The following is a 20,552-nucleotide window of genomic DNA, read 5'->3' as shown; positions in this document are numbered from 1 at the left end:
GAACAATCCCCCCGCCGAAGGCTGGGATCTTTTCACTGCAAAATCAAAACTGCGACTGCAGGTAGTTTTCCAGACCGATCAGTTTGATCAGGCCCAACTGCTTTTCCAGCCAGTAGGTGTGATCTTCTTCGGTATCGGCCAACTGGATGCGCAGCATGTCGCGACTGATGTAGTCCTTGTGCCGCTCACACAGTTCAATGCCCTTGCACAGCGCGGCGCGCACCTTGTATTCCAGGCGCAGGTCAGCGGCCAGCATGTCCGGCACGGTAGTCCCGACGTCGAGGTCGTCCGGACGCATGCGCGGCGTGCCTTCCAGCATCAGGATCCGGCGCATCAGCGCATCGGCGTGCCCGGCTTCTTCTTCCATCTCGTGATTGATGCGCTCGTAGAGCTCGGTGAAGCCCCAGTCCTCATACATCCGCGAATGGATGAAATATTGATCACGCGCTGCCAGTTCGCCCGTGAGCAACGTGTTGAGGTAATCGATTACGTCCGGGTGACCTTGCATCGCCCTACATCTCCCTGCTTGAAAGTCTGTAGTTTGAACCAAGCCGACCGTTCGGTCACTCGATTCGCGAGATAAAAGCGAAGATATTCTGAGAAAAGTAGTTTAAATAACGCAAAAACCGCCCAATTGAGGGCGGTTCTGCTTCTCGTTTAGACTTCGTTAAGCTGTACACCCAACGCCGTTGCGACTGCTTCTCCGTACGCCGGATCGGCCTTGAAGAAATGCTGCAGTTGACGGTCGACCACGTCAGCGGAAACTCCGGTCATGGCGCCAGCAATGTTGCTGACCAACAGGGCTTTCTGCTCAGCGCTCATCAAGCGAAACAGTGCACCGGCATGGCTGTAGTAGTCGGTATCTTCGCGATGATCGTAACGATCAGCCGCCCCACTCAACGCCAATGGCGGCTCAGCAAACTGCGGTGCCTGCTTGGGCGACTGCGGGAAGCTGTTAGGCTCGTAGTTGGGTGCTGCGCCGCCGTTGCTGCCAAACGCCATGGACCCGTCGCGCTGATAGCTGTTGACCGGGCTGCGGGGTGCGTTCACCGGCAGTTGCTGGTGATTGGTGCCCACACGGTAGCGGTGCGCATCGGCATAGGCAAAGACCCGGCCTTGCAGCATGCGGTCCGGCGACAGGCCGACGCCCGGAACCATGTTGCTCGGGCCAAACGCAGCCTGCTCGACTTCGGCGAAGTAGTTCAGCGGGTTACGGTTGAGTTCCAGTTCGCCGACTTCAATCAACGGAAACTCTTTCTGCGACCAGGTCTTGGTCACGTCGAAGGGGTTCTCGTAATGCGCCGCTGCCTGGGCTTCGCTCATGATCTGGATGCACACGCGCCATTTCGGGAAATCACCGCGCTCGATGGCGCCGAAGAGGTCGCGCTGGGCGTAGTCCGGGTCAGTCCCTGCCAGACGCGCAGCTTCGGCCGGCGCCAGGTTCTTGATGCCCTGCAGGGTCTTGTAGTGCCATTTCACCCAATGCCGCTCGCCGCTGGCACTGATCAGGCTGTAGGTGTGGCTACCAAAGCCGTGCATGTGACGGTAGCCGTCCGGAATGCCCCGGTCGGAGAACAGGATAGTGACCTGGTGCAGCGCCTCAGGGGAGTGCGACCAGAAATCCCACATCATCTGCGCGCTTTTCAGATTGCTTTGCGGCAGGCGTTTTTGGGTGTGGATGAAATCCGGAAACTTGAGCGGGTCACGAATGAAGAACACCGGGGTATTGTTGCCGACGATGTCCCAGTTGCCTTCTTCGGTGTAGAACTTCAAAGCAAAACCACGAGGATCGCGTTCGGTGTCCGCCGAGCCGCGTTCTCCACCGACAGTGGAGAACCGCAGGAAGGTCGGGGTTTGCTTGCCGACGGCCGCAAACAGCTTGGCGCTGGTGTACTGGGTGATGTCGCGGGTGACGGTGAAGGTGCCGTAGGCGCCTGAGCCTTTGGCGTGCACACGGCGCTCAGGGATGTTTTCGCGGTTGAAGTGGGCCAGCTTCTCGATCAGGTGAAAATCGTCGAGCAATAGCGGGCCACGTGGGCCGGCGGAACGGGAATTCTGGTTATCTGCAACGGGAGCGCCACTGGCGGTAGTCAGCGTTTTATTCTGGCTCATGCACAATCTTCCTCTTCAGTCTTGGAAACTGCCGGCTAATCGGCTGAGAGGGAGTATTGACCAGGAACATGACACCATCAAATTTATTAATTGATCAGCATCAATAGAAATTAACTAATTGAAAGCAGCGCTGGATAGACAGGAACAACACCATCCGTCGGCGGCATTTTTGAACGCACACAAAAAACCGGGCACTAGGCCCGGTTCTTCGTTTCAGACTGACGTCTTACTCAGCGGATACTGCTTCACCGCCGGTAGCACGATCAACCAACTCGACGTACGCCATAGGCGCGTTGTCGCCAGCGCGGAAACCGCACTTGAGGATGCGCAGGTAGCCACCCTCACGGGTAGCGTAACGCTTGCCCAGGTCGTTGAAGAGCTTACCAACGATAGCTTTCGAACGAGTACGGTCGAAAGCCAGACGGCGGTTAGCCAGGCTGTCTGTCTTGGCCAAAGTGATCAGCGGCTCAGCAACGCGACGCAGTTCTTTGGCTTTTGGCAGTGTAGTTTTGATCAGCTCGTGCTCGAACAGCGACACCGCCATGTTTTGAAACATGGCCTTGCGGTGCGAGCTGGTGCGGCTCAGGTGACGACCACTTTTACGATGACGCATGGTTCATTCCTTACCAAACACAACGTTCGGTGATTACGACGATCAGGCAGTCGCCTTGTCGTCCTTCTTAAGACTTGCAGGCGGCCAGTTGTCGAGGCGCATGCCGAGGGACAGACCGCGGGAGGCCAGAACGTCCTTGATTTCAGTCAAGGATTTCTTGCCCAGGTTCGGAGTCTTCAACAGCTCTACTTCGGTACGCTGAATCAGGTCACCGATGTAGTAGATGTTTTCCGCCTTAAGGCAGTTAGCCGAACGTACAGTCAGTTCCAGATCGTCAACCGGGCGAAGCAGGATCGGATCGATCTCGTCTTCTTGCTCGATTACCACTGGCTCGCTGTCGCCTTTGAGGTCCACGAACGCAGCCAACTGCTGTTGCAGGATGGTTGCAGCGCGACGGATAGCCTCTTCAGGGTCCAGAGTACCGTTGGTTTCCAGATCAATAACCAGCTTGTCCAGGTTAGTACGCTGCTCGACACGGGCGTTTTCCACCACGTATGCGATACGGCGAACCGGGCTGAACGAAGAGTCAAGCTGCAAGCGACCAATGCTGCGGCTTTCGTCTTCATCGCTCTGACGCGAGTCGGCCGGTTCATAACCACGACCACGAGCTACTACTAGCTTCATGTTCAGGGCGCCGTTAGACGCCAGGTTAGCGATTACGTGATCGGGATTAACGATCTCGACATCATGATCCAGCTGAATATCGGCAGCGGTAACCACCCCCGAACCCTTCTTCGACAAGGTCAGCGTAACTTCGTCACGGCCGTGCAGCTTGATAGCCAGACCTTTAAGGTTCAACAGGATTTCAATTACGTCTTCCTGTACACCTTCGATGGCGCTGTACTCGTGGAGCACACCGTCAATCTCGGCCTCGACTACTGCACAGCCGGGCATTGAGGACAACAGGATGCGGCGCAGCGCGTTGCCCAGGGTGTGGCCAAAACCACGCTCGAGAGGCTCGAGAGTGATCTTGGCGCGGGTTGGACTGACAACCTGCACATCAATATGGCGGGGTGTCAGGAACTCATTTACCGAAATCTGCATGGATGCACCTATTTTCTAGCCCTTACTTGGAGTAGAGCTCGACAATCAGGCTTTCGTTGATGTCGGCGGACAGATCACTGCGAGCTGGAACGTTCTTGAAAACGCCCGACTTCTTCTCAGTGTCTACTTCTACCCATTCTACGCGGCCACGTTGGGCACACAGATCGAGAGCTTGGACAATGCGAAGTTGGTTCTTTGCTTTCTCGCGAATCGCGACCACGTCACCAGCACGAACCTGGTACGACGGCACGTTTACGGTCTGACCGTTAACGCTGACGGATTTGTGCGATACCAGCTGACGGGATTCGGCACGAGTCGAACCAAAGCCCATACGGTATACAACGTTGTCCAGACGGCATTCGAGCAGTTGCAGCAGGTTTTCACCGGTTGCACCTTTCTTGCCAGCAGCTTCTTTGTAGTAGCCGCTGAACTGACGCTCGAGAACGCCGTAGATACGACGGACTTTCTGCTTTTCACGCAGTTGGGTGCCGTAGTCGGACTGGCGACCGCGGCGTTGGCCGTGGATACCAGGTGCTGCTTCAATGTTGCACTTCGATTCGATCGCGCGCACGCCGCTCTTCAGGAAGAGATCGGTGCCTTCGCGACGAGCGAGTTTGCATTTTGGACCAATGTAACGAGCCATTCTTTACAATCTCCTGGATTACACGCGGCGCTTCTTCGGCGGACGGCACCCGTTGTGCGGGATTGGCGTCACGTCGGTGATGCTGGCGATCTTATAGCCACAGCCGTTCAAAGCACGGACAGCGGACTCACGACCTGGACCTGGACCCTTGACGTTAACGTCGAGGTTTTTCAGGCCATATTCCAGCGCAGCTTGACCAGCACGTTCAGCAGCTACTTGAGCAGCAAACGGGGTGGACTTGCGGGAACCGCGGAAACCCGAACCACCGGAGGTAGCCCAAGAAAGCGCGTTACCTTGACGGTCGGTGATGGTCACGATTGTGTTGTTAAAAGATGCATGGATGTGGGCGATGCCATCAACCACTGTCTTTTTAACTTTTTTACGAGGACGAGCAGCAGGTTTTGCCATGATAATTTTCCTGTCGATTCGCTGGGGCGATTACTTGCGGATCGGCTTACGCGGACCTTTACGGGTACGCGCGTTGGTCTTGGTACGCTGACCGCGTACTGGCAGACCACGACGATGACGCAGACCGCGATAGCAACCGAGGTCCATCAAGCGCTTGATTTTCATGTTGATTTCGCGACGCAGATCACCTTCAGTGGTGAACTTCGCCACTTCGCCACGCAGCTGTTCAATTTGCTCGTCGCTCAGATCTTTGATCTTTGCTGCTGGGTTTACCCCAGTCACTGCACAGATCTTCTGTGCAGTAGTGCGACCAACACCATAGATGTAGGTCAGCGAGATAACAGTATGCTTGTTATCTGGAATGTTGACGCCTGCAATACGGGCCATTCAGTGGGACTCCAATTGACAGCTACCTACGCCCCGGAAGCCAAGAAATAGGGCGCGAGATAATATCGCTGTAATAACAAATAATCAACCCGGCAGCGCACTAGCTGCCGGGCTTGAAGCACAATCACACTCAGCCTTGGCGCTGTTTGTGACGCGGTTCCGCGCTGCAAATTACTCGAACAACACCTTCGCGGCGAATAATCTTGCAGTTACGGCACAGCTTTTTCACCGATGCACGAACTTTCATCACCAACTCCTCGAACCTTATGGGTCAGCGCAGCATGCCGCTGCCGTAACCCTTCAGGTTGGCTTTCTTCATCAGGGATTCGTACTGGTGCGAAACGAGGTGCGATTGTACTTGGGACATGAAGTCCATCACAACCACGACGACGATCAGCAACGAGGTCCCGCCAAGGTAGAACGGAACGTTTGCCGCAACCACCAGGAACTGGGGCAACAGACACACGGCCGTCATATAGAGAGCACCGAACAGGGTCAAACGAGTCAGAACGCCATCAATGTAGCGCGCAGACTGCTCACCTGGACGGATGCCCGGAATAAAGGCACCGGACTTCTTCAGGTTTTCCGCTACGTCTTTCGGATTGAACATCAACGCCGTATAGAAGAAGCAGAAGAAAATAATCCCTGCACTAAACAGCAGAATATTCAACGGCTGACCAGGAGCGATCGACTGCGAGATGTCCTGCAGCCAGCCCAAACCTTCAGACTGACCAAACCAGGTACCCAACGAAGCCGGGAACAGCAAGATGCTGCTCGCGAAAATAGCCGGAATAACACCGGCCATGTTCACCTTCAGCGGCAGGTGGCTGGTCTGCGCAGCAAAAACCTTGCGGCCCTGCTGACGCTTGGCGTAGTGAACAGCGATACGACGCTGACCACGCTCAATGAACACCACAAAACCGATAATCGCTACTGCCAGCAAACCGATGGCAACCAGGGCGAAAATGTTGATATCACCCTGACGCGCAGACTCGAAAGACTGCCCGATCGCTCTCGGAAGACCGGCGACGATACCTGCGAATATCAACATCGAGATACCGTTGCCAACACCACGCTCAGTAATCTGCTCACCCAGCCACATCATGAACATTGCGCCCGCCACAAACGTGGTTACCGCAACGAAATGGAAGCCAAAGTCACCAGTGAACGCAACGCCCTGCCCTGCCAGACCAATGGACATGCCAATGGCCTGGACGAGAGCGAGGACGACAGTGCCGTAGCGGGTGTACTGAGCGATCTTGCGACGCCCAGCTTCACCTTCCTTCTTCAACTGCTCCAACTGCGGGCTGACGGCTGTCATCAGTTGCATGATGATCGATGCCGAGATGTACGGCATGATCCCCAGTGCAAAGATGCTCATCCGCTCCAGCGCGCCGCCGGAAAACATGTTGAACAAGCTAAGAATGGTCCCCTCATTCTGTCGAAACAGGTCCGCGAGTCGGTCCGGGTTGATACCTGGAACCGGGATGTGTGCGCCTATTCGGTAGACGATAATCGCCAGGAACAGAAAACGCAGACGAGCCCAGAGTTCAGACATACCGCCTTTGCCGAGCGCAGAGAGAGCACCTTGCTTAGCCATTTATTCCTCGAACTTGCCGCCAGCTGCTTCGATAGCCGCACGCGCACCTTTGGTGGCGCCGATTCCCTTGCCGATAGTGACAGCGCGAGTCACTTCACCGGACAGCATGATTTTCACACGCTGTACGTTGACGTTGATCACGTTGGCATCTTTCAGGGACTGCACAGTGACGATGTCGCCTTCCACTTTAGCCAGCTCGGACAGACGCACTTCTGCGCGATCCATGGCCTTCAGGGAAACGAAACCGAACTTAGGCAGGCGACGATGCAGCGGCTGTTGACCGCCTTCAAAGCCTGGAGCAATGGTGCCACCGGAGCGGGAGGTTTGACCTTTGTGGCCACGGCCACCAGTCTTACCCAAACCGCTACCGATACCACGGCCCGGACGATGCTTTTCGCGACGGGAACCCGGCGCTGGACTCAGATCATTGAGTTTCATCGATTAACCCTCGACACGCAGCATGTAGTAAGCCTTGTTGATCATCCCGCGATTCTCGGGAGTATCCAGTACTTCTACAGTGTGACCGATGCGACGCAGACCCAGACCCTTAACGCACAGTTTGTGGTTAGGGATGCGGCCGGTCATGCTTTTGATCAGCGTTACTTTAACGGTAGCCATGATCAGAAGATCTCCTTGACGCTTTTGCCACGCTTGGCGGCAATGGATTCAGGAGATTGCATAGCTTTCAAACCTTTGAAAGTGGCGTGAACCACGTTTACCGGGTTAGTCGAGCCGTAGCACTTGGCCAGAACGTTCTGAACGCCAGCAACCTCGAGGACAGCACGCATAGCGCCGCCAGCGATGATACCGGTACCTTCAGAAGCAGGCTGCATGTACACCTTGGAAGCGCCATGGGCGGATTTCATTGCGTACTGCAGAGTGGTGCCGTTCAGGTCCACTTGGATCATGTTGCGACGAGCAGCTTCCATTGCCTTCTGGATTGCAGCAGGCACTTCACGCGACTTGCCACGGCCGAAGCCAACACGGCCCTTACCATCACCAACCACGGTCAACGCGGTGAAGGTGAAGATACGGCCGCCTTTAACGGTTTTGGCTACGCGGTTAACTTGAACCAGCTTCTCGATGTAGCCTTCGTCGCGCTTTTGGTCGTTATTTGACATAACTTAGAACTCCAGCCCAGCTTCACGAGCAGCATCAGCCAGCGCTTTAACGCGGCCGTGGTACTTGAAGCCAGAGCGGTCGAAAGCCACTTGCGAGACGCCAGCGGCCTTAGCACGCGTAGCGACCAGCTGGCCAACCTTTGTGGCCGCGTCAATGTTGCCAGTGGCACCATCACGCAGTTCTTTGTCCAAAGTCGAGGCAGATGCCAGAACTTTGTTGCCGTCGGCCGAAATGACCTGGGCGTAGATGTGCTGCGAAGAGCGGAACACGCAGAGACGCACGACTTCGAGTTCGTGCATTTTCAGGCGTGCTTTGCGAGCGCGACGCAGTCGAGTAACTTTTTTGTCGGTCATTTGCTATGCCCTACTTCTTCTTGGCTTCTTTACGACGGACGACTTCGTCCGCGTAGCGCACACCTTTGCCTTTGTACGGCTCTGGTGGACGGAAGTCGCGGATCTCGGCGGCCACTTGACCTACCAGCTGCTTGTCGATGCCCTTGATCAGGATATCGGTCTGGCTAGGAGTCTCAGCGGTGATGCCTTCCGGCAGTTCGTAATCCACTGGGTGCGAGAAGCCGAGAGCCAGGTTCAGCACTGTGCCTTTTGCTTGCGCTTTGTAACCAACACCGACCAGCTGGAGCTTGCGCTCGAAGCCTTGGCTTACGCCTTGGACCATGTTGTTTACCAACGCACGAGTGGTACCAGCCATTGCGCGAGTCTGTTGATCGCCATTGCGAGCAGCAAAACGCAGCTCACCGGCTTCTTCAACGATCTCAACGGACGAATGGATGTTCAGTTCAAGAGTACCCTTGGCACCCTTCACCGAAAGCTGTTGGCCTGCGAATTTTACTTCGACACCGGCTGGCAGCTTAACGGGGTTCTTAGCGACGCGAGACATGCTTATCCCCCCTTAGAACACAGTGCAAAGAACTTCGCCGCCGACACCGGCAGCGCGCGCAGCACGATCCGTCATCACACCTTTGTTGGTGGAGACGATAGACACACCGAGACCGCCACGAACTTTTGGCAGATCATCGACGGACTTGTACTGACGCAGGCCTGGACGGCTAACGCGCTTCACTTCTTCGATGACCGGACGGCCTTCGAAATATTTCAGCTCGATAGACAGCAGTGGTTTGATTTCGCTGCTGATCTGATAACCCGCGATGTAACCTTCGTCCTTCAGGACTTTAGCTACAGCCACCTTCAACGTGGAAGACGGCATGCTTACGACGGACTTTTCAGCCATCTGGGCATTACGGATTCGAGTTAGCATGTCCGCTAACGGGTCCTGCATACTCATGGGCTAGACGCTCCTAATACAGAAAAATTAGCCTTGCGGCTACTACGTGTCGCCGAGAATCTCCGAGCATAAAAAACACGGGCTCAGGCGAGCCGGATATTCTAGACACACTCCGGAAATGAAACAAGCCCCAAAAGGGGCTTGATTCAGATTCAAGGCCACCGATGGTCGGGATCATGCGATCCCGACCATCGAGACTTTGACAGCACTTACCAGCTGGCTTTAACCAGACCTGGTACGTCACCACGCATTGCAGCTTCACGCAGCTTGTTACGGCCAAGGCCGAACTTGCGGTAAACGCCGTGCGGACGACCAGTCAGGCGGCAGCGGTTACGCATGCGCGCAGCGCTTGCATCACGTGGCTGCTTCTGCAGAGCTACGGTAGCTTCCCAACGCGCTTCTGGACTTGCGTTCAGATCAACGATGATAGCTTTCAGCGCTGCACGCTTGGTGGCGTACTTGGCAACGGTGAGCTGACGCTTCAGCTCACGGTTTTTCATGCTCTTCTTGGCCATTTTCCTACTCCAATCAGTTGCGGAACGGGAATTTGAAAGCACGCAGCAGAGCGCGGCCTTCATCATCGTTCTTGGCAGTGGTGGTCAGGGTAATGTCCAGACCGCGGAGAGCGTCGATCTTGTCGTAATCGATTTCCGGGAAAATGATCTGCTCTTTCACGCCCATGCTGTAGTTACCACGACCATCGAAGGACTTGGCATTCAGGCCGCGGAAGTCGCGAACCCGAGGCAGGGAGATCGACAGCAGACGATCCAGGAACTCGTACATACGCTCACGGCGCAGAGTCACTTTGACGCCGATCGGCCAACCTTCACGGACTTTAAAGCCAGCGATGGATTTCCGAGCGTAAGTCACAACGACTTTTTGACCGGTGATCTTTTCCAGGTCAGCAACAGCGTGCTCGATGACTTTTTTGTCGCCGATCGCTTCGCCCAGACCCATGTTCAGGGTGATTTTGGTAACGCGCGGAACTTCCATCACGTTCGAAAGCTTAAGTTCTTCCTTAAGTTTCGGAGCGATTTCCTTCCGGTAAATCTCTTTTAGTCGTGCCATGGTCTTATCTACCTAGCAGTGTTCAAGCATCAACCGCTTTTTGGGTCGACTTGAAGACACGAATTTTCTTGCCGTCTTCTACTTTGAAACCAACGCGGTCAGCCTTGTTGGTTTCGCCGTTGAAAATGGCGACGTTAGAAGCGTCCAGTGGAGCCTCTTTTTCGACGATACCGCCTTGTACGCCCGACATCGGGTTAGGCTTGGTATGACGCTTGACCAGGTTCAGACCGCCAATAACCAGACGGTTGTTAGCGAGAACCTTAAGCACCTTACCGCGCTTACCTTTGTCTTTGCCGGCGATCACGATGATCTCGTCGTCACGACGAATCTTTTGCATGTCGGATCTCCTTACAGCACTTCTGGGGCGAGCGAGACGATCTTCATGAACTTCTCAGTACGAAGTTCACGGGTCACTGGCCCAAAGATACGGGTGCCGATCGGCTCTTGCTTGTTGTTCAACAGAACAGCAGCGTTGCCATCAAAGCGGATAATGGAGCCATCAGCACGGCGAACGCCGTGACGAGTGCGGACTACAACAGCAGTCATCACTTGGCCTTTTTTCACTTTACCGCGAGGAATTGCTTCCTTCACGGTAACTTTGATGATGTCACCGATACCAGCGTAACGACGATGGGAGCCACCCAGCACCTTGATGCACATAACGCGGCGTGCGCCGCTGTTATCGGCCACATCGAGCATGGATTGAGTCTGAATCATATAATTTCTCCGACCCCTAGTCCTTAGACTTCCACAGCGCGTTCGAGAACATCAACCAGTGCCCAAGACTTGGTCTTGGCCAGCGGACGAGTTTCACGAATAGTGACTTTGTCGCCGATGTGGCACTGATTGGTTTCGTCGTGCGCGTGCAGCTTAGTCGAACGCTTAACGTATTTACCGTAGATCGGGTGCTTAACGCGACGCTCGATCAGAACGGTGATGGTCTTGTCCATCTTGTCGCTGACAACACGGCCAGTCAGCGTACGGACAGTTTTTTCGGCTTCAGCCATGATTACTTACCTGCCTGCTGGTTGAGCACAGTCTTCACGCGAGCGATGTCACGCTTAACTTGCGAGAGCAGATGAGACTGCCCCAACTGGCCAGTTGCTTTCTGCATACGCAGATTGAACTGGTCGCGCAGCAGGCCGAGCAGTTGCTCGTTCAGCTGCTGTGCTGATTTTTCACGAAGTTCATTCGCTTTCATCACATCACCGTCCGCTTAACAAAGGAGGTGGCGAGTGGCAGCTTTGCAGCAGCCAGGGCGAACGCCTCACGCGCCAACTCTTCAGAAACACCCTCGATTTCATACAGGACTTTGCCTGGCTGAATCTGGGCAACCCAGTATTCCACGTTACCCTTACCTTTACCCATCCGAACTTCGAGTGGCTTTTTGGTTACAGGCTTGTCCGGGAACACACGGATCCAGATCTTGCCACCACGTTTTACGTGACGGGTCAGAGCACGACGCGCTGACTCGATCTGACGAGCGGTGAGACGACCACGAGCTACAGACTTCAGCGCATACTCGCCGAAGCTGACTTTGCTACCGCGCAATGCCAGACCACGGTTGTGGCCAGTCATTTGCTTGCGGAACTTCGTACGCTTTGGTTGCAACATTTGGCGTACCCCTTACTTAGCAGCTTTTTTACGAGGCGCTGGTGCTTGTGGTTTCAGCTCTTCTTGGCGACCACCAATTACTTCGCCTTTGAAGATCCAAACCTTTACACCGATCACACCGTAGGTGGTGTGAGCTTCGTAGTTGGCATAGTCGATGTCGGCACGCAGGGTGTGCAGTGGCACACGACCTTCGCGATACCATTCAGTACGTGCGATTTCAGCACCGCCGAGACGACCGCTCACTTGGATTTTGATGCCTTTGGCACCAATGCGCATGGCGTTCTGAACAGCGCGCTTCATAGCGCGACGGAACATTACGCGACGCTCCAGCTGCTGAGCTACGCTCTGCGCAACCAGCATACCGTCGAGCTCCGGCTTGCGGATCTCTTCGATATTGATGTGCACAGGCACACCCATTTGCTTGGTCAGGTCCTGGCGCAGTTTCTCAACATCTTCACCTTTCTTCCCGATAACGATACCTGGGCGAGCGGTGTGGATGGTGATACGTGCAGTTTGGGCCGGACGATGGATATCGATACGGCTTACGGACGCGCTTTTTAGTTTGTCTTGGAGATACTCACGCACCTTCAGATCAGCGAACAAGTAGTCCGCATAAGTCCGACCGTCTGCGTACCAGACGGAGGTGTGCTCCTTGACGATTCCCAGGCGAATGCCAATGGGATGTACTTTCTGACCCATCTCTTCGACTCCGTTACTTGTCAGCAACCTTGACAGTGATATGGCAAGACCGCTTGACGATGCGATCAGCACGGCCTTTGGCACGTGGCATGATGCGCTTCAGCGAACGCCCTTCGTTGACGAAAACGGTGCTGACCTTCAGGTCATCAACGTCTGCGCCTTCGTTATGCTCGGCGTTGGCTACGGCCGACTCCAGCACTTTCTTCATGATCTCGGCGGCTTTCTTACTGCTGAAAGCCAACAGGTTGAGCGCTTCGCCCACCTTCTTCCCGCGGATCTGGTCGGCGACCAAGCGGGCTTTCTGGGCGGAGATTCGAGCGCCCGACAACTTAGCGGCTACTTCCATTTCCTAACCCCTTAACGCTTGGCTTTCTTGTCTGCCACGTGCCCACGATAAGTGCGGGTACCGGCGAACTCGCCCAGTTTGTGGCCGACCATGTCTTCGTTAACGAGAACTGGGACGTGTTGACGACCGTTGTGTACTGCGATGGTCAGACCGACCATTTGTGGCAGGATCATCGAACGACGCGACCAGGTTTTCACCGGTTTGCGATCATTCTTTTCCGCCGCCACTTCGATCTTCTTCAGTAGGTGAAGATCGATAAAAGGACCTTTTTTCAGAGAACGTGGCACTGTCGTATCCCTCTATTTACTTGCGACGACGGACGATCATTTTGTCGGTACGCTTATTACCACGAGTCTTCGCGCCCTTAGTCGGGAAGCCCCATGGCGATACCGGATGACGACCACCAGAGGTACGACCTTCACCACCACCATGTGGGTGGTCAACCGGGTTCATGGCAACACCACGAACGGTTGGGCGAACGCCACGCCAGCGTTTGGCACCAGCTTTACCCAGCGAACGCAGGCTGTGCTCGGAGTTCGAGACTTCGCCCAGGGTCGCACGGCATTCAGCCAGGACTTTACGCATTTCACCGGAACGCAGACGCAGGGTCACGTAAACGCCTTCACGAGCGATCAACTGAGCCGAAGCACCAGCGGAACGAGCGATCTGAGCGCCTTTACCCGGCTTCAGTTCGATGCCGTGTACGGTGGAACCGACTGGAATGTTGCGCAGTTGCAGAGCGTTGCCTGGCTTGATTGGAGCCAGTGCGCCTGCGATCAGCTGGTCGCCAGCACTCACGCCTTTAGGGGCGATGATGTAGCGGCGCTCGCCGTCTGCGTAGCACAGCAGTGCGATGTGAGCAGTACGGTTTGGATCGTATTCGATACGCTCGACAGTGGCGACGATGCCATCTTTGTCGTTGCGACGGAAATCGACCATACGATAATGCTGCTTATGACCACCACCGATATGACGGGTAGTAATACGGCCATTGTTGTTACGACCACCAGTCTTCGATTTTTTCTCGAGCAGCGGTGCGTGAGGAGCGCCTTTATGCAGCTCCTGGTTGACCACCTTGACCACAAAACGGCGGCCAGGGGAAGTCGGTTTGCATTTAACGATTGCCATGATGCACCCCTTCCTTACTCAGCACTGCTGCTGAAATCGAGATCTTGGCCTGGCTGAAGGGAGATAACTGCCTTCTTCCAGTCATTACGCTTGCCCAGACCGCGAGCAGTGCGCTTGCTCTTACCCAGAACATTCAGGGTAGTAACACGCTCTACTTTCACGCTGAACAGGCTTTCGACGGCCTTCTTGATTTCCAGCTTGGTTGCATCAGTAGCAACCTTGAAAACGAACTGGCCTTTCTTGTCTGCCAGAACCGTAGCCTTCTCGGAAACGTGCGGGCCAAGCAGAACTTTAAATACGCGTTCCTGGTTCATCCCAGCAGCTCCTCGAATTTCTTCACGGCCGACACGGTGATCAACACCTTGTCGTATGCGATCAGACTAACTGGATCGGAACCTTGCACGTCACGTACATCAACGTGTGGCAGGTTACGAGCAGCCAGGTACAGGTTCTGATCAACAGCGTCCGACACGATCAGAACGTCGGTCAGGCTCATGTTGTTCAGCTTGCCCAGCAGGTCTTTGGTTTTCGGCGTTTCAACGGCGAAATCCTGAACCACGACCAGACGATCAGTACGCACCAGCTCAGCAAGGATGGAACGCATTGCTGCGCGATACATCTTCTTGTTCAGCTTCTGGGAGTGATCCTGTGGACGTGCTGCGAAAGTGGTGCCGCCGCCGCGCCAGATTGGGCTACGGATAGTACCGGCACGAGCACGGCCAGTACCTTTCTGACGCCATGGGCGCTTACCGCCACCACGAACGTCGGAACGGGTCTTTTGCTGCTTGCTACCCTGACGGCCGCCAGCCATGTAGGCCACGACTGCTTGGTGAACCAGCGTCTCGTTAAACTCGCCGCCAAATGTCAGTTCGGAAACTTCGATCGCTTGAGCGTCATTTACATTTAATTGCATGTCAGCTTCCCCTTAACCGCGAGCCTTGGCTGCTGGACGTACAACCAAGTTGCCGCCAGTAGCGCCAGGAACAGCGCCCTTGACCAACAACAGATTGCGTTCAGCGTCCACGCGCACTACTTCGAGGGACTGCACGGTCACGCGCTCAGCGCCCATATGACCGGACATTTTTTTGCCCTTGAATACACGACCAGGAGTCTGGCACTGGCCGATAGAGCCTGGAACGCGGTGGGACACGGAGTTACCGTGGGTATTATCTTGCCCGCGGAAGTTCCAACGCTTGATCGTACCCTGGAAGCCTTTACCTTTGGACTGACCGGTTACATCAACCAGTTGACCAGCAGCGAAGATTTCAGCGTTGATCAGATCGCCGGCCTGGTACTCGCCTTCTTCAAGGCGGAATTCCATTACGGTACGACCAGCGGCAACGTTCGCCTTAGCGAAGTGGCCAGCCTGAGCGGCTGTAACACGCGAAGCGCGACGCTCGCCGACAGTGACTTGCACTGCACGATAGCCATCGGTTTCTTCAGTTTTGAACTGGGTGACGCGATTCGGCTCGATCTCAATGACCGTGACCGGAATGGAGACACCTTCTTCGGTGAAAATACGGGTCATACCGCATTTACGACCGACTACACCAATAGTCATGTTGTAAACCTCATGAGTGTACGGGGCTTTCACCCGCTATGGCCGCCCATTTCAGAGCGTTACACGACTAAGACCGAGTCTTAGCCGAGGCTGATCTGCACTTCCACACCGGCCGCAAGATCAAGCTTCATAAGTGCATCAACGGTTTTATCCGTTGGCTGGACGATGTCCAGAACGCGCTTATGAGTACGGATCTCGTACTGGTCACGCGCGTCTTTGTTGACGTGCGGGGAGACCAGAACGGTGAACCGCTCTTTACGGGTAGGCAGTGGAATTGGACCACGCACTTGAGCACCAGTACGTTTCGCGGTTTCCACGATTTCCTGGGTGGATTGGTCGATCAGGCGATGGTCAAAAGCCTTCAACCTGATACGGATTTGCTGATTTTGCATTGGATTTCAGACTCCGGCTGCTATTCCCAGCGAGCGCAATACGCCCGTTAAAAGGAGGCGCAATTCTATAGACGGGCTATCGCAGTGTCAACTCAATAAAAAAAGCCCCCGCTGAGCGGGGGCTTTTTTCAAGTCATCACTTACTTAAGCGATGATTTTGGCTACGACGCCAGCGCCGACGGTACGACCGCCTTCACGGATAGCGAAACGCAGACCATCTTCCATTGCGATGGTTTTGATCAGGGTGACAACCATTTTGATGTTGTCGCCTGGCATTACCATTTCAACGCCTTCCGGCAGTTCGCAGTTACCGGTCACGTCAGTGGTCCGGAAGTAGAACTGTGGACGGTAGCCTTTGAAGAACGGAGTGTGACGACCGCCTTCTTCTTTGCTCAACACGTACACTTCAGCTTCGAAGGTAGTGTGCGGCTTAACCGAACCTGGCTTGACCAGAACCTGGCCACGCTCAACGTCGTCACGCTTGGTGCCGCGCAGCAGCACGCCGCAGTTCTCGCCAGCACGACCTTCGTCGAGCAGCTTACGGAACATTTCAACACCGGTGCAGGTGGTGACGGTAGTGTCACGCAGACCAACGATTTCCAGTGGATCCTGAACCTTGACGATACCGCGCTCGATACGACCAGTCACAACAGTACCGCGACCCGAGATCGAGAATACGTCTTCGATTGGCATCAGGAACGGCTTGTCGATAACACGAACTGGATCTGGGATGTAGCTATCCAGAGTCTCAACCAGTTTACGAACGGCAGTGGTGCCCATTTCGTTGTCGTCTTGGCCGTTCAGAGCCATCAGAGCCGAACCGATGATGATCGGAGTGTCGTCACCTGGGAAGTCGTAAGTGCTCAGCAGATCGCGCACTTCCATCTCAACCAGTTCCAGCAGCTCAGCGTCGTCTACCATGTCAGCCTTGTTCAGGAAGACAACGATGTACGGAACGCCAACCTGACGGGACAGCAGGATGTGCTCACGGGTTTGTGGCATCGGACCATCAGCGGCCGAGCAAACCAGGATAGCGCCGTCCATCTGAGCAGCACCGGTGATCATGTTCTTCACGTAGTCAGCGTGACCTGGGCAGTCAACGTGAGCGTAGTGACGGATCAGCGAGTTGTATTCAACGTGCGCAGTATTGATGGTGATACCACGAGCCTTTTCTTCTGGAGCGCTGTCGATTTTGTCGAAAGCAACAACAGCCGAACCGAAAACTTCGGAGCAGACGCGAGTCAGAGCAGCAGTCAGCGTGGTTTTACCGTGGTCGACGTGACCGATGGTGCCAACGTTGACGTGCGGTAGGGAACGATCAAATTTTTCTTTAGCCACGACAATTAACTCCTTGCCTAAAGGGCTGAATCAGCCTTGTTTTTTGGTGACAGTTTCGACGATGTGCGTCGGAGCTGGATTGTATTTTTTGAATTCCATGGAGTAGCTTGCGCGACCTTGGGACATGGAGCGAACGTCGGTTGCATAACCGAACATCTCACCCAACGGCACTTCAGCACGAATTACCTTGCCGGAAACCGTGTCTTCCATACCCAGGATCATGCCGCGACGACGGTTGAGGTCGCCCATCACGTCACCCATGTAGTCTTCAGGCGTAACAACTTCTACCGCCATGATCGGCTCGAGCAACTCACCACCGCCCTTCTGGGCCAGTTGCTTGGTCGCCATGGAAGCAGCCACCTTGAACGCCATCTCGTTGGAGTCGACGTCGTGGTAAGAACCATCAAACACGGTAGCCTTCAGGCCGATCAGCGGATAGCCGGCAACAACGCCGTTCTTCATCTGCTCTTCGATACCCTTCTGGATAGCCGGGATGTATTCCTTAGGAACCACACCACCTACCACTTCGTTCAGGAATTGCAGACCTTCCTGACCTTCGTCAGCAGGAGCAAAACGAATCCAGCAGTGACCGAACTGGCCACGACCGCCGGACTGACGAACGAACTTGCCTTCGATTTCACAGTTCTTCGTGATGCGCTCACGATAGGAAACCTGAGGCTTGCCGATGTTGGCTTCGACGTTGAACTCACGGCGCATCCGGTCAACCAGGATGTCCAAGTGCAGCTCGCCCATGCCGGAGATGATCGTTTGACCAGTCTCTTCATCGGTTTTAACGCGGAAAGATGGATCTTCCTGAGCAAGCTTGCCCAGAGCGATACCCATTTTTTCCTGGTCGTCCTTGGTCTTAGGCTCTACGGCAACCGAAATAACCGGCTCCGGGAAGTCCATGCGAACCAGGATGATTGGCTTGTCAGCGTTGCAGAGGGTTTCACCAGTGGTGACGTCCTTCATGCCGATCAGGGCCGCGATGTCACCAGCGCGTACTTCCTTGATCTCTTCACGAGCGTTTGCGTGCATTTGCACCATACGACCCACGCGCTCTTTCTTGCCTTTAACCGAGTTGATCACGCCGTCGCCGGAGCTCAACACGCCCGAGTAAACGCGGACGAAGGTCAAAGTACCCACGAATGGGTCGGTAGCGATCTTGAACGCCAGAGCCGAGAACGGCTCCGCATCGTCTGCATGACGCTCCAGTTCGATAGTCTCGTCATCCGGGTCAGTACCCTTGATGGCAGGAATATCGGTAGGTGCAGGCAGGTAGTCGATAACGGCGTCGAGAACCAGGGGAACACCCTTGTTCTTGAAGGAAGAACCGCAAACAGCCAAGACGATCTCACCAGCGATAGTACGCTGACGCAGAGCAGCCTTGATTTCCTCGTTGGTGAGCTCTTCACCTTCGAGGTACTTGTTCATCAGCTCTTCGTTGGCTTCGGCAGCAGCCTCAACCATGTTGTTGCGCCATTCGTCAGCCAGTTCCTGCAGTTCAGCAGGGATAGGCTCACGACGTGGAGTCATGCCTTTGTCAGCATCGTTCCAGTAGACGGCTTCCATGTTGAGCAGATCGATCTGCCCTTGGAAGTTGTCTTCCGAACCAATGGCCAACTGGATTGGCACCGGAGTGTGACCCAGACGCTGTTTGATCTGACCGATCACGCGCAGGAAGTTCGCACCAGCACGATCCATCTTGTTGACGTAAACAAGACGTGGAACGCCGTATTTGTTGGCTTGACGCCATACGGTTTCCGACTGAGGTTCAACACCCGAAGTACCGCAGAACACAACGACAGCGCCGTCGAGTACGCGCAGGGAACGTTCAACTTCAATGGTGAAGTCTACGTGGCCCGGGGTATCGATTACGTTGAAGCGATGCTCGTCTTTGTACTGCTTGGCAGAACCTTTCCAGAAGGCGGTGATCGCAGCAGAAGTAATGGTAATACCACGCTCCTGCTCCTGCACCATCCAGTCTGTGGTCGCGGCGCCGTCATGCACCTCGCCCATCTTGTGACTTTTGCCAGTGTAAAAAAGGACGCGCTCGGTGGTGGTGGTTTTACCAGCATCCACGTGAGCGACGATACCGATGTTACGGTAGCGACTAATCGGAGTAGTACGAGCCATAAAGCCCTCGCAAAATTAGTGAAGCTAAAATTAGAAGCGGTAGTGCGAGAAAGCTTTGTTAGCTTCGGCCATACGGTGCACGTCTTCACGCTTCTTAACAGCAGCACCTTTACCTTCAGCAGCATCCAACAGTTCGCCGGCCAAACGCAGAGCCATAGACTTCTCGCCGCGCTTACGGGCGAAGTCTACCAACCAGCGCATTGCCAGGGCGTTACGACGGGACGGGCGAACTTCGACCGGAACCTGGTAAGTAGCACCGCCTACACGGCGCGACTTCACTTCGACCAGCGGAGCGATGGCGTCGAGAGCTTTCTCGAAGATTTCCAGGGGATCGCTGTTCTTGCGCTCTTTAACCTTCTCCAGCGCGCCATAAACGATACGCTCGGCAACGGCTTTCTTGCCGCTTTCCATCACGTGGTTCATGAACTTGGCCAGGATTTGGCTTCCGTATTTTGGATCGTCAAGCACTTCGCGCTTGGCTGCTACGCGTCTTCTTGGCATGGATAAGCCCTCAAACGGTCTTCAGGTTCGCTCGGAATCGGTGCCCTTGCGGGACGCCTCCGACCTTACTCTTATCGACTCAGAAAATAAGATGATTCAGTTTTTACAAAAAGCCGCTACTACTTAGGCTTCTTGGTACCGTACTTCGAACGACCCTGGTTACGACCTTTAACGCCGGAAGTATCCAAGGAGCCGCGTACGGTGTGGTAACGAACACCTGGCAAGTCTTTTACACGACCGCCGCGGATCAGTACCACGCTGTGCTCTTGCAGGTTGTGGCCTTCACCGCCGATGTACGAGGAAACCTCGAAACCGTTGGTCAGACGCACACGGCATACTTTACGCAGTGCCGAGTTAGGTTTTTTCGGCGTGGTGGTATACACACGGGTGCATACGCCACGACGTTGCGGGCAGTTCTGCAGCGCAGGCACGTCGGATTTCTCGACGATACGCTTACGCGGCTGACGTACCAGCTGGTTGATAGTTGCCATCTACTAGCTCCACTGTTGTCTTGCGACGCTATTGTCTTGCAAGAAAA

The 20,552-nt window shown here is 54.9% G+C and carries 34 protein-coding genes; all 34 read right to left on the bottom strand.

The window, feature by feature from the left end:
- Window positions 1-43 precede the first annotated feature (43 nt).
- The gene (gene bfr, locus Q1W70_RS13290; protein ID WP_166591484.1) at window positions 44-508 is read right to left on the bottom strand and encodes a bacterioferritin; all 465 of its coding nucleotides are present in this window, start codon (window positions 506-508) and stop codon (window positions 44-46) included.
- A 149-nt stretch (window positions 509-657) separates the two neighbouring features.
- On the bottom strand, window positions 658-2,112 hold the full coding sequence (locus Q1W70_RS13285) for a catalase (RefSeq protein WP_166591485.1): 1,455 nt from the start codon (window positions 2,110-2,112) through the stop codon (window positions 658-660).
- Window positions 2,113-2,338: 226 nt separating this feature from the next.
- A complete protein-coding gene (gene rplQ, locus Q1W70_RS13280; RefSeq protein ID WP_024778333.1) occupies window positions 2,339-2,725 on the bottom strand; it encodes a 50S ribosomal protein L17 in 387 nt (128 codons plus the stop codon).
- Window positions 2,726-2,767: 42 nt separating this feature from the next.
- Window positions 2,768-3,769 (bottom strand): DNA-directed RNA polymerase subunit alpha, encoded by a 1,002-nt coding sequence (locus tag Q1W70_RS13275; protein ID WP_007924176.1) that lies wholly within the window; start codon window positions 3,767-3,769, stop codon window positions 2,768-2,770.
- A gap of 22 nt (window positions 3,770-3,791) precedes the next feature.
- Window positions 3,792-4,412: a 30S ribosomal protein S4 gene (gene rpsD / locus Q1W70_RS13270; RefSeq protein ID WP_003210056.1), complete on the bottom strand. Its 621-nt coding sequence runs from the start codon at window positions 4,410-4,412 to the stop codon at window positions 3,792-3,794.
- Between the two features lie 18 nt (window positions 4,413-4,430).
- Window positions 4,431-4,820, bottom strand: a complete 390-nt coding sequence (rpsK, locus tag Q1W70_RS13265) for a 30S ribosomal protein S11 (protein ID WP_002555466.1) — start codon at window positions 4,818-4,820, stop codon at window positions 4,431-4,433.
- Between the two features lie 30 nt (window positions 4,821-4,850).
- Entirely contained in the window at window positions 4,851-5,207 is a 357-nt protein-coding gene (gene rpsM / locus Q1W70_RS13260) for a 30S ribosomal protein S13 (protein WP_003186020.1), read from the bottom strand.
- A 130-nt stretch (window positions 5,208-5,337) separates the two neighbouring features.
- The gene (gene rpmJ, locus Q1W70_RS13255) at window positions 5,338-5,454 is read right to left on the bottom strand and encodes a 50S ribosomal protein L36 (RefSeq protein WP_002555468.1); all 117 of its coding nucleotides are present in this window, start codon (window positions 5,452-5,454) and stop codon (window positions 5,338-5,340) included.
- Window positions 5,455-5,478: 24 nt separating this feature from the next.
- Window positions 5,479-6,807, bottom strand: coding sequence for a preprotein translocase subunit SecY (secY, locus tag Q1W70_RS13250; RefSeq protein WP_095166168.1), 1,329 nt, complete (start codon window positions 6,805-6,807; stop codon window positions 5,479-5,481).
- Window positions 6,808-7,245, bottom strand: a complete 438-nt coding sequence (gene rplO / locus Q1W70_RS13245) for a 50S ribosomal protein L15 (RefSeq protein ID WP_003228720.1) — start codon at window positions 7,243-7,245, stop codon at window positions 6,808-6,810.
- 3 nt (window positions 7,246-7,248) lie between these two features.
- The gene (rpmD, locus tag Q1W70_RS13240) at window positions 7,249-7,425 is read right to left on the bottom strand and encodes a 50S ribosomal protein L30 (RefSeq protein ID WP_003186033.1); all 177 of its coding nucleotides are present in this window, start codon (window positions 7,423-7,425) and stop codon (window positions 7,249-7,251) included.
- A 2-nt stretch (window positions 7,426-7,427) separates the two neighbouring features.
- Complete coding sequence (gene rpsE, locus Q1W70_RS13235; protein WP_003186035.1) at window positions 7,428-7,928, bottom strand: 30S ribosomal protein S5; 501 nt, start codon at window positions 7,926-7,928, stop codon at window positions 7,428-7,430.
- 3 nt (window positions 7,929-7,931) lie between these two features.
- Window positions 7,932-8,282, bottom strand: a complete 351-nt coding sequence (rplR, locus tag Q1W70_RS13230) for a 50S ribosomal protein L18 (protein ID WP_003186037.1) — start codon at window positions 8,280-8,282, stop codon at window positions 7,932-7,934.
- A 10-nt stretch (window positions 8,283-8,292) separates the two neighbouring features.
- Complete coding sequence (gene rplF, locus Q1W70_RS13225; RefSeq protein WP_003176412.1) at window positions 8,293-8,826, bottom strand: 50S ribosomal protein L6; 534 nt, start codon at window positions 8,824-8,826, stop codon at window positions 8,293-8,295.
- 12 nt (window positions 8,827-8,838) lie between these two features.
- Window positions 8,839-9,231 carry a 30S ribosomal protein S8 gene (gene rpsH, locus Q1W70_RS13220; protein ID WP_003186040.1) on the bottom strand — a complete coding sequence of 131 codons (393 nt, stop codon included), beginning with the start codon at window positions 9,229-9,231 and terminating at the stop codon, window positions 8,839-8,841.
- 209 nt (window positions 9,232-9,440) lie between these two features.
- The gene (gene rpsN, locus Q1W70_RS13215; RefSeq protein ID WP_007918460.1) at window positions 9,441-9,746 is read right to left on the bottom strand and encodes a 30S ribosomal protein S14; all 306 of its coding nucleotides are present in this window, start codon (window positions 9,744-9,746) and stop codon (window positions 9,441-9,443) included.
- Window positions 9,747-9,759: 13 nt separating this feature from the next.
- Window positions 9,760-10,299, bottom strand: a complete 540-nt coding sequence (gene rplE, locus Q1W70_RS13210; RefSeq protein WP_003210069.1) for a 50S ribosomal protein L5 — start codon at window positions 10,297-10,299, stop codon at window positions 9,760-9,762.
- A 22-nt stretch (window positions 10,300-10,321) separates the two neighbouring features.
- Complete coding sequence (gene rplX / locus Q1W70_RS13205; protein WP_003176416.1) at window positions 10,322-10,636, bottom strand: 50S ribosomal protein L24; 315 nt, start codon at window positions 10,634-10,636, stop codon at window positions 10,322-10,324.
- 11 nt (window positions 10,637-10,647) lie between these two features.
- The gene (rplN, locus tag Q1W70_RS13200; RefSeq protein ID WP_002555479.1) at window positions 10,648-11,016 is read right to left on the bottom strand and encodes a 50S ribosomal protein L14; all 369 of its coding nucleotides are present in this window, start codon (window positions 11,014-11,016) and stop codon (window positions 10,648-10,650) included.
- Between the two features lie 23 nt (window positions 11,017-11,039).
- On the bottom strand, window positions 11,040-11,306 hold the full coding sequence (gene rpsQ, locus Q1W70_RS13195) for a 30S ribosomal protein S17 (protein WP_003176419.1): 267 nt from the start codon (window positions 11,304-11,306) through the stop codon (window positions 11,040-11,042).
- A 2-nt stretch (window positions 11,307-11,308) separates the two neighbouring features.
- Window positions 11,309-11,500, bottom strand: a complete 192-nt coding sequence (gene rpmC, locus Q1W70_RS13190) for a 50S ribosomal protein L29 (RefSeq protein WP_002555481.1) — start codon at window positions 11,498-11,500, stop codon at window positions 11,309-11,311.
- Window positions 11,500-11,913, bottom strand: a complete 414-nt coding sequence (gene rplP, locus Q1W70_RS13185) for a 50S ribosomal protein L16 (protein WP_027898303.1) — start codon at window positions 11,911-11,913, stop codon at window positions 11,500-11,502. The genes rpmC and rplP overlap by 1 nt, the downstream gene beginning before the upstream one ends.
- A 12-nt stretch (window positions 11,914-11,925) precedes the next feature.
- A complete protein-coding gene (rpsC, locus tag Q1W70_RS13180; RefSeq protein WP_003176422.1) occupies window positions 11,926-12,612 on the bottom strand; it encodes a 30S ribosomal protein S3 in 687 nt (228 codons plus the stop codon).
- Window positions 12,613-12,625: 13 nt separating this feature from the next.
- Window positions 12,626-12,958, bottom strand: a complete 333-nt coding sequence (gene rplV / locus Q1W70_RS13175) for a 50S ribosomal protein L22 (RefSeq protein ID WP_003103908.1) — start codon at window positions 12,956-12,958, stop codon at window positions 12,626-12,628.
- Window positions 12,959-12,969: 11 nt separating this feature from the next.
- Complete coding sequence (gene rpsS, locus Q1W70_RS13170; RefSeq protein WP_002555486.1) at window positions 12,970-13,245, bottom strand: 30S ribosomal protein S19; 276 nt, start codon at window positions 13,243-13,245, stop codon at window positions 12,970-12,972.
- Window positions 13,246-13,261: 16 nt separating this feature from the next.
- The gene (rplB, locus tag Q1W70_RS13165; RefSeq protein ID WP_003228734.1) at window positions 13,262-14,086 is read right to left on the bottom strand and encodes a 50S ribosomal protein L2; all 825 of its coding nucleotides are present in this window, start codon (window positions 14,084-14,086) and stop codon (window positions 13,262-13,264) included.
- Between the two features lie 14 nt (window positions 14,087-14,100).
- The gene (rplW, locus tag Q1W70_RS13160) at window positions 14,101-14,400 is read right to left on the bottom strand and encodes a 50S ribosomal protein L23 (RefSeq protein ID WP_002555488.1); all 300 of its coding nucleotides are present in this window, start codon (window positions 14,398-14,400) and stop codon (window positions 14,101-14,103) included.
- Window positions 14,397-14,999, bottom strand: coding sequence for a 50S ribosomal protein L4 (rplD, locus tag Q1W70_RS13155; RefSeq protein ID WP_003228735.1), 603 nt, complete (start codon window positions 14,997-14,999; stop codon window positions 14,397-14,399). The genes rplW and rplD overlap by 4 nt, the downstream gene beginning before the upstream one ends.
- Window positions 15,000-15,011: 12 nt before the next feature.
- Complete coding sequence (rplC, locus tag Q1W70_RS13150) at window positions 15,012-15,647, bottom strand: 50S ribosomal protein L3 (RefSeq protein ID WP_003186059.1); 636 nt, start codon at window positions 15,645-15,647, stop codon at window positions 15,012-15,014.
- An 80-nt stretch (window positions 15,648-15,727) separates the two neighbouring features.
- Complete coding sequence (gene rpsJ, locus Q1W70_RS13145) at window positions 15,728-16,039, bottom strand: 30S ribosomal protein S10 (protein ID WP_003186070.1); 312 nt, start codon at window positions 16,037-16,039, stop codon at window positions 15,728-15,730.
- Between the two features lie 144 nt (window positions 16,040-16,183).
- Window positions 16,184-17,377 carry an elongation factor Tu gene (gene tuf / locus Q1W70_RS13140; protein WP_150582439.1) on the bottom strand — a complete coding sequence of 398 codons (1,194 nt, stop codon included), beginning with the start codon at window positions 17,375-17,377 and terminating at the stop codon, window positions 16,184-16,186.
- Between the two features lie 30 nt (window positions 17,378-17,407).
- Window positions 17,408-19,513: an elongation factor G gene (fusA, locus tag Q1W70_RS13135; protein WP_166591486.1), complete on the bottom strand. Its 2,106-nt coding sequence runs from the start codon at window positions 19,511-19,513 to the stop codon at window positions 17,408-17,410.
- 30 nt (window positions 19,514-19,543) lie between these two features.
- Entirely contained in the window at window positions 19,544-20,014 is a 471-nt protein-coding gene (gene rpsG, locus Q1W70_RS13130) for a 30S ribosomal protein S7 (protein ID WP_002555493.1), read from the bottom strand.
- Window positions 20,015-20,133: 119 nt separating this feature from the next.
- Window positions 20,134-20,505 (bottom strand): 30S ribosomal protein S12, encoded by a 372-nt coding sequence (gene rpsL / locus Q1W70_RS13125; RefSeq protein WP_002555494.1) that lies wholly within the window; start codon window positions 20,503-20,505, stop codon window positions 20,134-20,136.
- Between the last annotated feature and the right edge of the window lie 47 nt (window positions 20,506-20,552).

This window comes from Pseudomonas kielensis, from assembly GCF_030505375.1.
GTDB classification, from domain to species: Bacteria; Pseudomonadota; Gammaproteobacteria; order Pseudomonadales; family Pseudomonadaceae; genus Aquipseudomonas; species Aquipseudomonas kielensis.
Note: the sequence above shows the minus strand (reverse complement) of the source record. Positions and strands in the feature narration are given on the sequence as shown.